This window comes from Sphingobacterium sp. UBA7038, from assembly GCF_002494055.1.
Classification (GTDB): domain Bacteria; phylum Bacteroidota; class Bacteroidia; order Sphingobacteriales; family Sphingobacteriaceae; genus Sphingobacterium; species Sphingobacterium multivorum.
The window spans coordinates 98,990-115,123 of sequence record NZ_DLAV01000020.1 but is presented as its reverse complement, the minus strand read 5'-3'; the positions used below and the strand labels follow the sequence as shown (position 1 = coordinate 115,123).

Annotated in this window: 9 protein-coding genes and 1 tRNA gene; 9 read left to right on the top strand and 1 reads right to left on the bottom strand. The window is 40.4% G+C overall.

Annotated features, from left to right (window positions below):
- Positions 1-144: 144 nt before the first annotated feature.
- A complete protein-coding gene (locus tag B3H30_RS14095; RefSeq protein WP_070565354.1) occupies positions 145-2,964 on the bottom strand; it encodes a S9 family peptidase in 2,820 nt (939 codons plus the stop codon).
- A gap of 95 nt (positions 2,965-3,059) precedes the next feature.
- Between B3H30_RS14095 and B3H30_RS14090 the strand changes: the two genes are divergently transcribed.
- The 9 genes from B3H30_RS14090 to prpC all read left to right on the top strand — a co-directional run bounded on the left by B3H30_RS14090 (position 3,060) and on the right by prpC (position 16,085).
- Positions 3,060-3,797 (top strand): SIMPL domain-containing protein, encoded by a 738-nt coding sequence (locus B3H30_RS14090; protein WP_046674621.1) that lies wholly within the window; start codon positions 3,060-3,062, stop codon positions 3,795-3,797.
- A 114-nt stretch (positions 3,798-3,911) separates the two neighbouring features.
- A tRNA-Leu gene (locus B3H30_RS14085) sits at positions 3,912-3,991 on the top strand.
- Positions 3,992-4,688: 697 nt separating this feature from the next.
- Positions 4,689-6,002 (top strand): PDZ domain-containing protein, encoded by a 1,314-nt coding sequence (locus B3H30_RS14080; RefSeq protein WP_083295902.1) that lies wholly within the window; start codon positions 4,689-4,691, stop codon positions 6,000-6,002.
- 528 nt (positions 6,003-6,530) lie between these two features.
- A complete protein-coding gene (locus B3H30_RS14075; protein ID WP_070565669.1) occupies positions 6,531-7,922 on the top strand; it encodes an RtcB family protein in 1,392 nt (463 codons plus the stop codon).
- Positions 7,923-7,927: 5 nt separating this feature from the next.
- The gene (prfH, locus tag B3H30_RS14070) at positions 7,928-8,551 is read left to right on the top strand and encodes a peptide chain release factor H (protein WP_286834495.1); all 624 of its coding nucleotides are present in this window, start codon (positions 7,928-7,930) and stop codon (positions 8,549-8,551) included.
- Between the two features lie 271 nt (positions 8,552-8,822).
- On the top strand, positions 8,823-12,056 hold the full coding sequence (locus tag B3H30_RS14065; RefSeq protein WP_070565349.1) for a SusC/RagA family TonB-linked outer membrane protein: 3,234 nt from the start codon (positions 8,823-8,825) through the stop codon (positions 12,054-12,056).
- A 45-nt stretch (positions 12,057-12,101) separates the two neighbouring features.
- Positions 12,102-13,613 (top strand): SusD/RagB family nutrient-binding outer membrane lipoprotein, encoded by a 1,512-nt coding sequence (locus B3H30_RS14060; protein WP_070565667.1) that lies wholly within the window; start codon positions 12,102-12,104, stop codon positions 13,611-13,613.
- Between the two features lie 434 nt (positions 13,614-14,047).
- The gene (prpB, locus tag B3H30_RS14055; RefSeq protein WP_070565348.1) at positions 14,048-14,923 is read left to right on the top strand and encodes a methylisocitrate lyase; all 876 of its coding nucleotides are present in this window, start codon (positions 14,048-14,050) and stop codon (positions 14,921-14,923) included.
- A gap of 10 nt (positions 14,924-14,933) precedes the next feature.
- A complete protein-coding gene (prpC, locus tag B3H30_RS14050; protein WP_070565664.1) occupies positions 14,934-16,085 on the top strand; it encodes a bifunctional 2-methylcitrate synthase/citrate synthase in 1,152 nt (383 codons plus the stop codon).
- Positions 16,086-16,134 lie beyond the last annotated feature (49 nt).

The window sequence follows — 16,134 nt, the reverse complement described above, 5'->3', positions numbered from 1 at the left end:
GATTTTGTTTTTCAAAAATATTGTGTTTTTATTGAAAACTGAAATTTTTTTTGATGTTTTTTGTGAAATAATTCAAAAATTATGGTTTTTGGCTAATAAAAAAGGTGTGATTTATATAAATCACACCTTTTTTATTGTTTTGTGTTATAATTCGAATCCCCAGTCTATTCCTTTTTCGGTAGCAGGTACTCCTTTCTTCATCCAAGCAGGAGCGGGGGCACCTTTTAGGAAATGATCGAAGAATTGCTGTTCGCGAATTTGTATATCCTTACGGTTTTGTCGAAGTATGAGGTTATGTTCATCACCATTATAATTCAGCATCCATACAGGTTTGTTTAATCGGCGTAACGCAGTAAACATTTCAATACCTTGATACCATGGCACGGCCCCGTCGTTGTCATTAGCCATAATGACAACAGGAGTTTTAACTTTATCCAAATGGAATAAAGGTGAATTTTCGATATATAGTTCTGGAGCTTCCCACAGGGTTTTTCCGATGCGGCTTTGTGTATGTTCGTATTGGAACTGGCGGGACATACCACTTTGCCAGCGTATTCCGCCATAGGCAGATGTCATGTTGACGACAGGAGCACCAGTCCATGCTGCAGCGTACATATTGGTCCGCGTAATGAGGTGAGCAACTTGATAACCGCCCCAACTTTGGCCCTGTATTCCCATCTTTGTGCTATCAACCCATGCATTCTGAGCGAGGTATCTCATCCCAGAATTGATGTATTCTTCAGCTGATTTACCCGGATGACCTGTTTTGTAGCTTATATTTGGCGCAAATACCAGGTACTCGTTACTTACAAAATAGGGGATGTTCAAACGCGATGGCGTAGGAGCAGGGGGTTGATACGTATATAATCCATCTGAAAGCTTTTCATAGAAGTAAGCTATAATGGGATATTTTTTTGCAGGATCAAAATTTTCTGGTTTATAAAGAATTCCCTCAGCCTGATTTCCTTCGGGCGTTGTCCAATGGACTAACTCCGCTGTCCCCCAGTTGTAATTAGCCTGTTGCTGATTAATATTGGATAGTTGTAATTCGTCTTTGAACTTTATGGTATTGGTGTAGATATTAGGCGAATTCATATAATCCTCTTTACTGTACAGTATCGTTTGTTGATCCGCTGAAGAGCTGATATTCCTGAACGTTTTTGCCTCCACCAAAAGACTTTTAGGATCGTTATGCTGCCCCTTGAACTGGTAGAAACCAGATTCTTTGGTTTTATTGTCAAAGGAAGTTAGAAAACCACCCTTTTTATAGTCGAGTGTTGTGGCTTGTTCGCGGTCCTCTTCTCTTTTTAGCGGTAAGTAGCGGAAAGTTGTCTGCGATGCAGCTCCATAGCCGTTGGTCAAGATGGATTTGTTGGAACCGTCCAAGTTAAAATACCAGATATCATACCTCGAATTGACGTAAATCCCTTTAAAGTCCGGACTCCATGCTGCCATGCCATATCCTTGCGCGGCAGTAGGCATATCATTTTCCTCGTCGGCAAAGGACGCTGGTATACCGTCATTTAGCACCGTCTTTTTCTTTGAACTAACCTGATAGGAATTCCAGGAACCTTTATCTTGGTCGAAATATACGATGTATTTTGCGTCAGGACTTAAGATTGCATTTCCTGAAAAGTTTGAAAGGATTAACTCTTTATTTCCTGTTTTTGTTGAAACCAGATAAATGTCGTCTCGTGTACTGCCTTCCCATTGACTTGCGATGCGCTTGCCAAAATCAGTGCGTGCTAAGATATACTCTTCATTTCCGTCCGGTGTAAGTGCGGTGGAGTTAAATGTTTGGTCCGTAAGGGGAATAATGTTGCGATTATATTTGGGGTAAGTAACCGCTAAGAAATTTCTTGCAAGATCTTTCTTTAAATTGACCAACTGCATGGGCTGTAAATAGTCGTCTTGCCAGTTCCAAACGTCCACTTTAGCATGCTCAAAATCAACCAAAGTGGTGTCTCTGACACGTGGTATTGGTGCTATGCCGAAAAATAGCTTCTCCCCATTTTTGCTGAAACGGATATCGCCATCCCCACTAACGGCCCAGTCTTTAGGTATACCATTGCTTGTTTTTGTTGCGAGGTATTGGGCTGTATCTATACCATTGGCATAATAATATAGATTGTAATTTTTTAGTAATGCCTTTTCATTGGAGAGATCCCCCAGGTAAGCGAGCTGATTACCTGATTCATCAAATTTGAAATTTTTATAATTACCTTTTCCATTTGATATCTTTTTAAGCTTTTTAGTTGCTATTTCGTAAAGGTAGACTCCAGATTCTTTTGATAGGCTATCTTTTGAATCTGTTTTTTTTGAAAAAACGATTTTTGATCCATTTTTATTCCATTCGTATTGATCTACAGATGAGAATTGCACCGAATCACCAGAATTTAGATCATATAAAGCAAGCGTTGCCACTGTTTTTTTCTTTTTATCGCTGCCTTTCTTTGCTTGTGTGGCATCAGTAGCCGTTTTTGAATCAGGTTTTTCATTTATTTCCTTGTCGAAAAGAAAAGAGACGAAATTGTTGTTTTGATCAGCAATTTTATAGGATTTTACCTGCGCAAATTTGACAAGGGATGACGTTGTTACATTGTAGATTGCCAATGAATCTTTTGGGAGATCTTCGGCTTTCTTCTTTTTGATCTTGGCTTCGCGGGTTAAGGCAAATGGCGCTTTGACCAAACTTAACAGATGATTTTCGGTATCTGTTAGTTTTCCATTATACCCACGGGGAATTTGAATGATTTCTTTGTTCTCTTTGGTTTTGAGAAAAAGCTGATTGTCGCCTTCTTGTGGAACGACCTGGAATAGGATAAATTTTCCCGATTTACTGATATAGGGTGATGATACGCTTTGCCAACTATCATATACCGTATGATCCAATGGTTTCTTTTGCGCATGGGCAGCGAATGCAGCCAGAAAACAAAATGGAATACAGATACTTTTCTTATTCATATTTTTAAACCTTTTTGTCGCAATTTATTCATAAAAAATAAATAAACATCGATTTTTTGGTATATTCATTGTTACGTAAACATAAAAAACTGGTTATGAAATCATCATCCGCTGTTATTATTTCGATTATAATGGGCGTTGTGCTCTTGCTCGGCACCTGGATATTGGGTACAGCTTATCGCTATAAGTTTAAATCGACGCAGACAATCACTGTTAATGGTAATGCCAAAAAAGATTTTGAATCCGATTTAGTCAAATGGAGTGCTACTTTTAGCCGAAAGAATTATGAATTGAGTGCTGCTTCAGCACAATTGGCTACCGATAGAGATTTGGTGCGGGACTTTTTAGTACAACAGGGGGTTAAGGCTGACGAGATCCGTTTCGAGGCTGTTAATATTGCCAAAGACTTTGAATATCATACCGATGGAAAAGGCAATGGTTATAATACTTTTTCCGGTTATACCTTATCGCAGGCCGTCAGTGTCGAATCAAAAGACTTAAATAAAGTTGACAATGCTTCAAGAGAAATATCGACATTAATTTCCAAGGGGATAGAACTTAGCTCCAGTACCCCTAACTATTATTACTCCAAGCTAGAGGATCTAAAGCTGGAACTTATTTCACAGGCTTCAAAAAATGCACATCAACGTGCAGAGAATATCGCAAAGGAATCGAATGCCGGATTGGGTAATCTGGTAAAGGCCGATCTGGGAATTTTTCAGATAACGGGACAAAACGACAACGAAGAATACTCTTCAGGTGGTGCATTTAATACAGCATCAAGAAAAAAAACAGCTAATATCACAGTTAAAGCAAGTTTTTTGAGTAACTAATGAAAAATTATTTGACTGAATCTCAGTCCTATATTGGTTTTGATTGAAAATTTATTCAAAAAGTTTTCTCCTTTTCAATAAAAAACCTACTTTTGCATCATCCCAAACGGATATGCCCGGATGGCGGAATTGGTAGACGCGCTGGTCTCAAACACCAGTGGGAAACCGTGCCGGTTCGACTCCGGCTCCGGGTACTGAAAGCCTCTTTGCGATACGTAAAGAGGCTTTTTTTATACACCTATGTTTTTCTGACCTGATGATTTCGACAATACCCCGATAATAACTTATCAAGATAGACAATATAACGGATATATCCTAATACCAACGTATACCTAATACCAGTTTTTAAGCAGTTTTTAGACAATGATTAGTCATTACTTATTCAGTTGTCACTGAGCAAGCACTGAACGAGCACTGAACAAGCACTGAACAAGCAGTGTCTAAAGAGCTAATCTGATCGCTCTTTGATCCGAATTTGCTACAATAGCTATAGCTTGTTCTTTGGTGTTTCTTCGCTTATTATAGGGACTTTCATTAGACCTTCCTGAGTATTCGTTCGCTATTTCTCTGGTGTTTCCTTGGTGTTTCCTTGGTATTTCTTTGGTCTTTCTTTGGTGTTTCTCTGGTCTTTCTTTGGTATTTCTTTGGTATTTCTTTGGTCTTTCTTTGGTGTTTCTCTGGTCTTTCTTTGGTGTTTTAACGATAAAATGCCAATAAAAGAGCAATAAAAGAGCAAAGAAACGGTAACGTAGGTGTAATCCTCAACCAGACTTGTAGATAAGAAAGATAAATTGCCTACCGTTGAATTGGCAGTAAGACGGGCTTTTTTTTATAAACTTTCTTTAATCTGAATTTTCTTGTTTAAATTGGAAATACCAAATATAAACTTGGATGAAAACAGTTTTTTTATCGCTGGCACTGTTGTGTTTTTTCATGACGCAGGGACAAGTGGGGTTTGTCTTAAACGGGAAAAAGAATGTCAAAATTCCTTTTCTTTTTGTTCATAACCTAGTCATTATACCTGTGCAAGTAAACGGGTATATGATGAACTTCCTGTTGGATACAGGTGTTAAAGAAACCATGATATTTGGGGAAACATTAAAGTCAATTGATAGCGCTGTTTTTGTTAATAAGTTTCAGGGCTTGGGTCGGGAAGAGGGTTTGGATGGCTATTTATCCGTCAGCAATCACGTGAATATTGCAGGCGTATATGAAGATTTGGATCAACCGATCTATATTCTTCAAAATGCTCATATTGATATTTCTACCCGGATAGGCGTGGAAGTGAATGGAATTATGGGTAGTCGTTTTTTTGAAAACCAAATGATCGAAATGGATTTTCAAAAACATCGCATCACCTTATATCCAAGGGCGAACAAGCCTAAGGGGCTTGAGAAGATGCAGCGTTTGCCCTTGGATATTTTAAACAGTCGCCCCTATACTTCGGTTGCTTTTAAACAGGGCGATGTGGCTATTGATGGTCGTGTATTGATCGACATGGGAAATAGCGATGCCTTAATGCTTATTCCTTCCAAGCTAAATAATTTTGATATTAAGCCTCCATTTATTGATGACTACATAGGGCAAGGATTTAACGGTGAGATTTATGGAAAAAGAAATCGAATCCGATCGCTCGAACTTGGGCCGTTTACAATGGATTATCCCCTCGTAGCCTATCCCGAATTGAGTTCGTTACAGCATGCAACATTTGTGAGCGAAAGGGTAGGTTCCATTGGAAATGAGTTGTTACGCCGATTTAAGGTCGTATTCGATTACCCCAACAAATCCATATACCTTCATAAGAATAAAGATTTTGATCGCTTTTATTATTTGAATATGAGTGGCTTAGAAATTATCCACGATGGCATTAAATACGAAAAAGAAGAAATACCCGTGGTTCTGCAAAAAGATGGCGGTACAGAGGTAAGAATGGGCAACAGCGTGCAGTATCGCTTTGTACTACGGAATATGTACAAAATTGCGACGGTTCGTGATGGTTCGCCTGCGGCAATCGCAGGACTAATGCCGGGAGATAAGGTTATAAGGATCAATGGTAGACCTGCATCTTCATTTTCCCTGGAGTCGATCCATAATCTTTTTAAATCAGAAGAGGGAAAGGAAATGCGTTTCCGCGTAACCAGAGGCGGGAATACACGCGACTTTAAATTTGTGCTAAAGGATCCACTTCCATTTAACCCGAATTAAATTTTTGCAAATATGAAAAGTTTAAATAAAACTTATTTATCTTTGCTGTCAATAATAGTATTTTAACAATTAAACACGAAGAGATATGTTGGTCGCCAAGATTATAACACCGCAAGCTTTTAAGGCAAATGGATTTGCTGAAAGCAATCTTCGTGCTTTTTGTCATAGTTAAGACATTCTTCAAAATTGGAGCACATCGTGTTTATTCAATCCGCTGGAATAAATAATCGGATCGCTTCACTTCTTTTGGAAAACCAATTAATACAGATGAAAAAGCCGAAGTTCATTCGGGCTTTTTATTTTTCCTGATTTTCGTTTCTATTCATACAACTTAGACACTTTAGGGGCATATGGCTTTCTGAAAAGGTGTTTATAATCCGCTCTTTCGCACGAATCAACTGTGCATAATGAAGAGCATTTGTTTAATAGATTCGTTATCTCTAAAAGAATATTCCCGAAATTTTTTCAAAAATGCTGCCGATTTCTACGATGGAATTGGTGGCTAATTATGTATGTTTTTTACAAAAAATGGGAAGTAAATTATCTGGAAAAGATCTAATAAAAATAGGTTTTCCACAAAATAATATAGTTAACACAGCTTTGGGACTGATCACAAGGTATCGAAAGAAAGAAAATAAAGAAACCATTCTTCTTGAACTTGCTGAGCTTTTAGAAGCTCCAGAGCGATTTATGAAGCATAAAATATGGGGAAAGCTTTCTGAAGGACTGGTGCAGCCCATAGAAATACGTGTCCGGGAGCTGAGCGCGCATGGAGCTCCATTTAACATATTTGGTGCAAATGAAATTGATGAGCAGGCGAAAAGACAATTGTACGATGCATTGCAATTGCCTATTTCAAGGCAAGGTGCATTGATGCCAGATGCACATACAGGTTATGGGCTTCCCATCGGTGGGGTGCTGGCTACAGAAAATGCCGTTATACCCTATGGTGTCGGGGTGGATATCGGTTGCCGGATGAGCCTGTCGATATTCGATTTACCTGGCAGTTATTTTAAAGGACGAGAATTTCAACTAAGAAATATATTGAAGGAAAATACCAAATTTGGTTTAACCGACACGCATCGTGAGAAGTCTGATCACATCATTTTCAGTAGGACGGAATTTCAGGAAATCCCGCTGTTAAAATCCCTGTTGGGGAAAGCTTATAGGCAATTCGGGACTTCTGGCAGCGGAAATCATTTTGTCGAAATGGGCATTGTTGAGCTTCATACCGTGCGGAACGAATGGGGGATGGATCCAGGGCAGTATTTGGGGATTTTATCCCATAGTGGTTCTCGCGGCCTGGGAGCACATATCGCTAAACATTATACGAGTCTGGCTGCCCAACTGTGTCCATTACCTCGTCATGTGCAGCATTTGGCCTGGTTGGATTTATCAACCCAAGAAGGACAAGAATATTGGATGGCAATGAATTTGGCAGGGGACTATGCTCAGGCCTGTCATACGGATATCCACCGACGTTTGGCTAAAGCACTTGGATGTAACCCCGTGGTAACGATCGAAAATCATCATAATTTCGCATGGAAGGAATTCGTGAATGGTGAGGAATGTATCGTTCATCGGAAGGGAGCAACTCCTGCTGGAAAGGGTGTGTTGGGGGTGATTCCCGGCTCGATGACAGCACCGGGGTTCATTGTGGAAGGGAGGGGAAACCCCTTAAGTTTACAGTCGGCATCCCATGGAGCGGGGCGGGTCATGTCGAGATCTGCCTGCAAAAATAATTTAACAAAAAGCGCCATGTTGAAAGAGCTGGAAGCATGTGGTGTGGAGTTGATCGGGGGCGCATTGGATGAGTCGCCACGTGCTTATAAAGATATTCATCGGGTGATGAAATTGCAGGAGGAACTGGTGAATGTTCTCGGAACGTTTAGTCCGAAGATTGTGCGTATGGACAAATAAAGGTGATGGAAGAAAGGTATCTACAGATTTCTTCGGGACGAGGTCCTAAGGAATGTAATATGGCTGTCCGGTTAGTATTCGATAGACTCGCTGTTGAATGCCGTAAAGTTGGCGTAGAAGTCACGGAAATAGAAAGAGAAGACGTTGATGGACTTCCTTGTTCGTTAATCGTCAGATTGAGCGGAAGAAATATGGAACAATTGATTGATCATTGGATTGGCACAATCTGTTGGGTGTGTAAAAGCCCTTTTCGTCCTTTACACAAACGGAAGAATTGGTTTGTCGACGTTAAAATGTACGATCCTGAGGAAAAGGAAAAACTGTTGAATTTGAAAGATGTATATTTCCAAACAATGCGGAGTAGCGGCGCAGGTGGGCAGCATGTCAATAAAGTAAGTTCTGGCGTCAGAGCTACGCATGCACCGACAGGGGTAAGTGTTCAGGTGATGGATACGAGATCCCAATTGCAGAATAAGGAGATTGCAATGCTGCGCCTGGCTGCACGTCTTCGGAATTTAGGGCAGGCCACATTAAACGCGGCCAAAGCACAAAAATGGAAAAATCAAATCGAGGTGTCACGGGGACAGGCAAAACGCGTCTTTCATGGACAAAAATTTATTGAAAAGTAAGTTATTTTTACTGTTTTACTGAAGCGAAAACCCTTGCTAGTATTTTGGCAAGGGTTTGTTTTTTAGCGTTAATTTTTTTATTTGAAAAATGCTCGCGGTTTATTTGTGGAAGGTCAATGATTTAAATTTAGCTGTGTTAGACTTGTAATATTTTAACATTTGATGTTAAAATATAGGTAATATTGGTCAATATCATAGCGTGCTCTGTTTTAACATTTGCATAATTTAGATTTTATAAAAGCATTTTAAACTAACTAACAGAGACTAGCTTATGAACAAAAGAAGTATTGCAATACTAGCATCCAATATACTAGTATGTTCTGCGCTTTATGCCCAAACAGCACTTAAAGGTAAAGTGTTGGATCAGGATGGCAAACCAATACCAGGGGTATCGGTAACCATTCGAGGCGGTGCCGGCACGCAGACAGGAATTGATGGTGGATTTTCATTAACATATACAGGTGGAGGAGTTTTAAATGTCACTGCAGTTGGTTATAAATCCAAGCAGTTTCAACTGAATAATCAAACGAATTTAAGCATTACATTAGAATCTTCAGCGGAGAATTTAGACGAAGTGGTGGTTACCGCATTAGGTATCACAAGAGAGAAGAAATCGTTGGGTTATGCCATGCAGGAGGTTAAAGCCAAGGAATTGACAGATGCCGGACAACATAGTCTAACAGGAGCATTGGCGGGTAAAGTTGCAGGTGTCCAAATAAACCAATTTGGTGGAGCGATCGGATCTTCAGCGCGTATTTCGATCCGCGGAAACACGTCGTTACAGGCAAACCAGCAACCGCTTATCGTAGTGGATGGTATTCCTATTACAAATAACTCTCAGCGTTCCGGAGATAATACCTATACTGGGGTGGATTACGGTTCGGGTCTAAACGACATTAATCCAGATGATATCGAAAGCATCAACGTACTGAAAGGTGGGGCAGCAGCACTATACGGTATGCGTGCTGGTACAGGCGTTATTATGATTACCACAAAATCTGGAAAACGGGCCGAAAACGGAGTCCAGATTTCATACGATGGTAATTTTTCCATCGACAGAGCCGCCAATTTACCGAAGTACCAAAATTTATATGGTCAAGGATCACGGGGGGATGAATACAGTTTTAAGAAATTTGGTGGAAATCTATCTTATCAGGATTATGTAACGCAGAATTCATTCAGTTACGTTGATGGCACAGGAAACATTGGTGTTAATGATAATATCGATGAATCTTGGGGGCCTCGCATGGACATTGGTTTGTTGATACCACAGTTTAACAGTCCGGTTGTGAATGGTGTACGCCAGGCAACAGCATGGAATTCACATAAAAACAATGTTAGAGAGTTCTTCCAGACAGGTTTTTCCCAAAACCATAATGTTTCATTGCTTTCCAAATCAGATCGATCTTCTACACGTGCATCTATTTCCTTTAGGGATCAAAAGGGAACAGTACCTAATACAGATCAGAAAAAATATACTGCCCAGCTGAACAATGAATATAAGGTTAGCGATAAAGTGTCTTATGACATTATGAGTAACTTTACGCGTACAGAAAGTAACAACTTGGTCACGCAGGGATATGATGCAGCAAATCCAATGAACGGCCTGATCTGGTTTGGTCGCCAGGTGGATATGCAAGACTTGAAAAATAATTGGGATCAAAAAGATGCGCAAGGGAAATATACCTATTACAATTGGAATTCCGCTTATCATATGAATCCTTTTTATACGATGCATGAATCCCGTAATGCGATGAAGATGAACCGTGTTTTCGGTAAGACATCCTTATATTATCAACCTTTTGATTTTTTGAAATTTGAGGGACGTGTAGGATTGGATTACTATAACACACATATGTTTGAGACGACTTATTTTAACTTTGATAACCAAGATGGTAAGTTCAATGACATAAAAAATAGCAATTCCGATTTTAATGCAGATTTTATCGCAAATTTCAATAAACAATTTGGGGATTTGAGTTTGACAGGTATTTTGGGTGCTAACTACCGCGATTATCAATATGAAACAAGTACACTAGGGGCCAAAGGATTAAATGTATTAGGCGTTTATACGATTGCGAATAAAATAGGAGATGCCTACACGTTTATGGATCATTCGAAAGGCCGATCCAATTCGGTTTACGCTCAGGCAAATTTGGGCTGGAAAGATCAATTATATTTGGATCTGACAGCACGGAATGACTGGTCATCGACACTACGGAAATCCTTTTTCTATCCTTCGGCAAGTTTAAGCTGGATTCCGACAGCTTCATTTGAAGGTCTGAAAAGTGATTATTTGAATTTTTGGAAAATGCGATTTAATTTGGTGAAAGTAGGTAACGCTACACAACCTTATCAAAATGGAAACTATTATTATGCACAAACAGATGCTTATAATAACCTAGCGCAAATGTACAAGAGTATGGTCTATGCGATCGAAGGCCTGGAACCTGAAGCTATCACTTCTTATGAAATCGGTACTGAGCTTGGATTATTCAAAGACCGTCTTCATTTAGACCTTACCTATTATCAAAAAATAAATAAAAAACAATTGCTTCCAGTGACGACCTCCAATGTGGTTGGGTTTAGTAGTATCTTCTTAAATGCGGGAGAAATTCGAAGCAAGGGTATTGAAGTTCAATTACGCGGTGATATCCTGAAACGTGAAGATGGATTGAATTGGACAACAACTGTCAACTTCTCAAAAGATAATAACAAGGTTGTTGAACTTTATCCTGAATTGGGCTTGAAAGATTACAGACAGGGTTGGACTTGGGGCATCTCCAATATGGCTTCTGTGGGGCGCCCTTGGGGAAGCTTGGTTGGCCCCGGATACGATCGTGTAAAAGATGGACCGATGAAAGGTGCTATTAAAGTGGGTTCTAACGGTCTGGTTTCTACACCACTTGATGGTCAAGTGATTGGTAATGCTGTGCCGGACTTCTTGGCTTCGATGCGTAATGACTTCACCTTTAAAGATTTTAGATTTGGCTTTATGCTCGATTTTCGTAAGGGGGGAGATATTTGGTCACAAACGATGTCCCATGGTTATGCGACGGGTATAGCTGAAATCACTGCTGCGGATGGCATTCGTGAAAGGGCAATTGTAGCAGGTCGGGATGTGATGAAGAATGAACGATTTGCAATGTCGGACGGAAAAGGAGGCTGGGTTGCAAATACCATAGAAACGTCAGCGCAGGACTGGTACGAAAATGGCGGAATTGCCGAAATGTATGTTTTTGATGGTTCTTTCCTGAAATTAAGAGAGGCCTATATTTCGTATAATTTACCAAAACATTTATATAGTAAAATAAAAGGGATTAAGCGGGCTAATATTTCTGTAACGGGTACCAACTTAGCCTTGCTTTGGGTGCATAAATCAAATACGATGCGGTTAGATCCCGAAGCGGGAGGTGTATCTAGCGATTCTAGAGGTGTAGGATTTGAGCAAGCGACAGTTCCAAACTCAAGAAGTATAGGTCTTAAACTTGGTTTTACATTTTAATTAATACATAAAGTTTAAGATATAGAACCCCAAAAAATTATGATTATGAATACTTTCATTAAAAAATTTAAATATACGCCTTTGTTAGCCGTTCTTTTGGTGACAGGTTGTACCAAAAATTTTGAGAAAATTAATACCGATCCGGATGCTTTAAATGACGTTCCACCACAAAATATGTTGGTCAACGTGATGCGAAATGCCGGAGACCAGTTTGGCGGCGACGTTGATGGTTATGGTACATTTGCTGGATATATTGTTAAAATTCAATATCCAGATAACCTGAGTGGATTGATTCCGACAAATAATACCTATGGCAATCGTTGGGCTGCTTGCTACTATAATATCACCCAAATGAAAGACCTGCTTAAAAAGACAGAAGCCAATGCTGAAGGGTATAAAAATACAAGGGCTATAGCAAGAATTTGGAATAACTACATGTGGTCTTATTTATTGGACGGCTGGGGTGATATTCCATATTCAGAGGCATTTAAAGGACGGCCAGAAGATGGTTCGGTATTGAAAGCCAAATATGATAAACAGGAGGATGTTTTTCCCGCAGTTTTAGCGGATCTCAAATCAATTGCTGATGAATTGGCGGCTGGTATTGGAACGGATGATGTTGGTAACTATGACGTCATCTATGGAGAGGCTAATAGTGGTAGTCCGGATGTAAAAACACAAATGTTAAGGTGGCAGAAGTTTTGTAATTCGCTACGCTTGCGGATGGCAATACGCATTTCTTCCGTTGCTCCGGCATTAGCTAAATCTACAATAGAGGAAATTGCTGGAAATAAGACAAAATATCCATTAATTGAGACCAATGCGGAAAGTTGTCAAATGTTTTTCCCTGGAAATCTGCCTTATATGGAACCTTGGTATGAGTCTGGTATTTACGGTAAACGCATCAACAATTGGGGAATGTTTGATATTTTTATCAATCATTTAACGGAAACGAACGACCCTCGGATTGAGTCCATTGCGCAGAAAAATAATGCCGGTAAATATGTTGGGTTTGTTAATGGTTCGTTGACTAATCCTTCCCCTTCAACATCAATTTCATGGATTGGACTCCATTATATCAATAACCCTGCTGGGGCAGTACCTTTTTATAAAGCCTGTGAAACTTATTATATGTTGGCTGAAGCCGCATTATTAGGTTATAATGTTGGAATTACAGCTAAAGCAGCCTATGAAACAGCAGTTAGGCTATCTATGGAAGATAACGAAGTTGCTGAACCAGCTGTGAATGCTTATTTAGCCGGAGCGGGAAAATTTGATGGGTCGAAGGATCGTATCTATTGGGATATGTGGGTCGCTTTATTTAAAGAAAATTTTGAAGCCTGGAGTTTGTATAGAAGGACGGGAATTCCTAGCACCAATTATCCTTCAAAAATTCAAAATTCAGCAACTCCACATACAGACCAACCATTTCGCCTGCCTTATCCGAATAATGAATACCTATATAATACGGATAACGTTACAGCAGCTGCGCAAGGGACTGTGGATTATAACTGGGGAAAACGCTTATGGTGGGCTAAAAATAACGGTAAAAACTAGTTTAAAATGCTTTATTGAGCGGGTATCGAAAGATCCCGCTTTTTTTTGCTCGTTTTAATGACAATTTTACCCCTTCGGTGCAAGACGTCCTGTTAACCTTTCTGATAAAGCCTCAACATCAAAAGTTGGGGCTTTTTGATTGCTACTGTATCCTCCCTTAGAAAAAATAGTACACGGTTGTTAAGGCCATTTAGCAGACTGCGGGAAAGCTTTAGCCGCTGAAATAATTTATTTATAATTAATAGGGACTATTACCGTATTTTCTTCTGTCATTGACCTTTAATGTAGAAAATAATTTGTTTTATTGCGGTGATAATTAGTATCTTTAAGAGGAAGGGCCTCAAAAGAATTCCTTCAGACTAAGTAAACTTAAGTAGTCGCTGTAACCTGCATCTAAAGGAGGTTATAGGGCATGGAATTTCAAATTCGATATTATGATAAAATCCCCGGGCTTCCTTTTTAAGGAAGCGATCAAGAATGAAAAACCATTACAAATTGTTGGAGCGATCAATGCGAATCATGCTCTTTTGGCTGAACAGGCCGGTTTTAAAGCTATTTATCTTTCTGGAGGTGGTGTTGCAGCAGGTTCTCTTGGGATTCCGGATCTTGGGATTACAACACTTCAGGATGTTTTGATTGATGTGGATCGCATTACAAATGTGTGTAAGCTTCCTTTGCTGGTGGATATTGATACTGGCTTCGGTCCTTCGGCATTCAATGTGGCACGTACAATAAAGTCTTTAATTAAAGTGGGCGCGGCGGCAGTACACATGGAGGATCAGGTGGGAGCTAAGCGTTGTGGGCACCGGCCTGGGAAAGAGCTCGTCTCTCGATCTGAAATGGTTGACCGTCTGAAAGCGGCGGTGGATGCACGCACGGATGAACATTTTGCCATTGGTGCACGTACAGATGCACTGGCTTCCGAAGGCCTTGAGCTTGCTTTGGAAAGGGCAGTGGCTTATAAAGAAGCCGGAGCGGATTTTATTTTTGCCGAGGCGGTGCATCATTTGGAGCAATACGTTCAATTTAGTGCGGCAACAGGCCTTCCGATTTTGGCGAATATCACCGAATTTGGACAAACACCGTTGTTTGGCCTGGATGAACTTCGTCAAGCGGATGTTTCTATTGTCCTTTATCCGCTATCTGCCTTCCGTGCAGCTAATAAAGCCGCTACAACTGTTTATCGTCATATTCGGGAAGATGGGGGGCAGCTGAATGTGATCGACGATATGCAGACGAGAGAGGAGTTATACAGAAGTATCGATTATTATGCTTATGAAAATCGATTGGATCAATTGTTTAACAAATAATTATATTCAGATGGAAGAGACAAACGGCGCAGGTTTTAAGCCTAAAAAAAGTGTAGCACTTTCTGGTGTAACAGCTGGTAATACGGCTTTGAGTACTGTCGGAAAAAGTGGTAATGATCTGCATTATAGGGGTTATGATATTTTAGATCTGGCGCATCAGGCAAGTTTTGAAGAGGTTGCTTACTTACTTATTTATGGAAGTCTACCAACACAGGCGCAGCTCGTCACGTATCAAAGTCAGTTGATCAGTCAACGTGGCCTACCTATTACTGTTCAACAAGTCCTTAAGCAGTTGCCATCTACAGCCCATGCCATGGATGTTTTACGGACTTATGTTTCGTTTTTCGGTAGTGTATCGCCAGAAAAGGATAGTCATCCCATTGCTGGTGCACGGGATATTGCAACTCGTCTGATGGCATCGATGGCTTCAGCACTGTTGTACTGGTATCACTTTAGTCAGCATGGACGTGAGGTGCAGGTTGAGACTTCGGACTCCACTTTAGGCGGACATTTTCTACATCTCCTGCACGGAAAGGTCCCATCGCCGTCTTGGGTGAGAGCGATGCAAATTTCACTTAATTTATATGCGGAGCATGAATTCAACGCATCCACATTCACCGCTCGGGTAATTGCAGGAACAGGATCAGATATGTATTCCTGTATAGTAGGGGCAATAGGTGCGCTACGTGGACCTAAGCATGGCGGAGCCAATGAGGTCGCTTTCGAAATTCAGAGTCGTTATGCAAATGCTGATGAGGCGGAAGAGGATATCCGAAGACGATTGGCAAATAAAGAAGTCATTATTGGATTTGGCCATCCGGTGTATACGATCTCGGATCCAAGAAATCAAGTGATAAAACAAGTTGCGAGAGAGCTGTCGGAAGAAGCAGGAGACATGACACTCTACCTGATCGCGGAGCGGTTGGAAAAAGTTATGTGGGAAGAAAAGAAAATGTTTCCGAACCTGGATTGGTACTCCGCCGTGTCCTATCATATTATGGGGATTCCAACGGAGATGTTTACGCCCTTATTTGTTCTCTCACGTATAACAGGCTGGTCAGCGCATGTTTTTGAGCAACGTCAGGATGGAAAAATTATCCGGCCGAGTGCAAACTACATTGGTCCCGATGATAGACCTTTTGTACCTCTTTCCGAACGGTAAATTTGGATTAATGAAAGGTGTTTAAAGTGCTTTTTGAACAGGGGGGAGA

Bases quoted from the DNA above. Each gene is read 5' to 3' on its own strand.
- B3H30_RS14095 (WP_070565354.1), bottom strand. From the start codon at position 2,964: ATGAATAAGAAAAGTATCTGTATTCCATTTTGTTTTCTGGCTGCATTC.
- B3H30_RS14090 (WP_046674621.1), top strand. From the start codon at position 3,060: ATGAAATCATCATCCGCTGTTATTATTTCGATTATAATGGGCGTTGTG.
- B3H30_RS14080 (WP_083295902.1), top strand. From the start codon at position 4,689: ATGAAAACAGTTTTTTTATCGCTGGCACTGTTGTGTTTTTTCATGACG.
- B3H30_RS14075 (WP_070565669.1), top strand. From the start codon at position 6,531: ATGGGAAGTAAATTATCTGGAAAAGATCTAATAAAAATAGGTTTTCCA.
- prfH (WP_286834495.1), top strand. From the start codon at position 7,928: ATGGAAGAAAGGTATCTACAGATTTCTTCGGGACGAGGTCCTAAGGAA.
- B3H30_RS14065 (WP_070565349.1), top strand. From the start codon at position 8,823: ATGAACAAAAGAAGTATTGCAATACTAGCATCCAATATACTAGTATGT.
- B3H30_RS14060 (WP_070565667.1), top strand. From the start codon at position 12,102: ATGAATACTTTCATTAAAAAATTTAAATATACGCCTTTGTTAGCCGTT.
- prpB (WP_070565348.1), top strand. From the start codon at position 14,048: ATGATAAAATCCCCGGGCTTCCTTTTTAAGGAAGCGATCAAGAATGAA.
- prpC (WP_070565664.1), top strand. From the start codon at position 14,934: ATGGAAGAGACAAACGGCGCAGGTTTTAAGCCTAAAAAAAGTGTAGCA.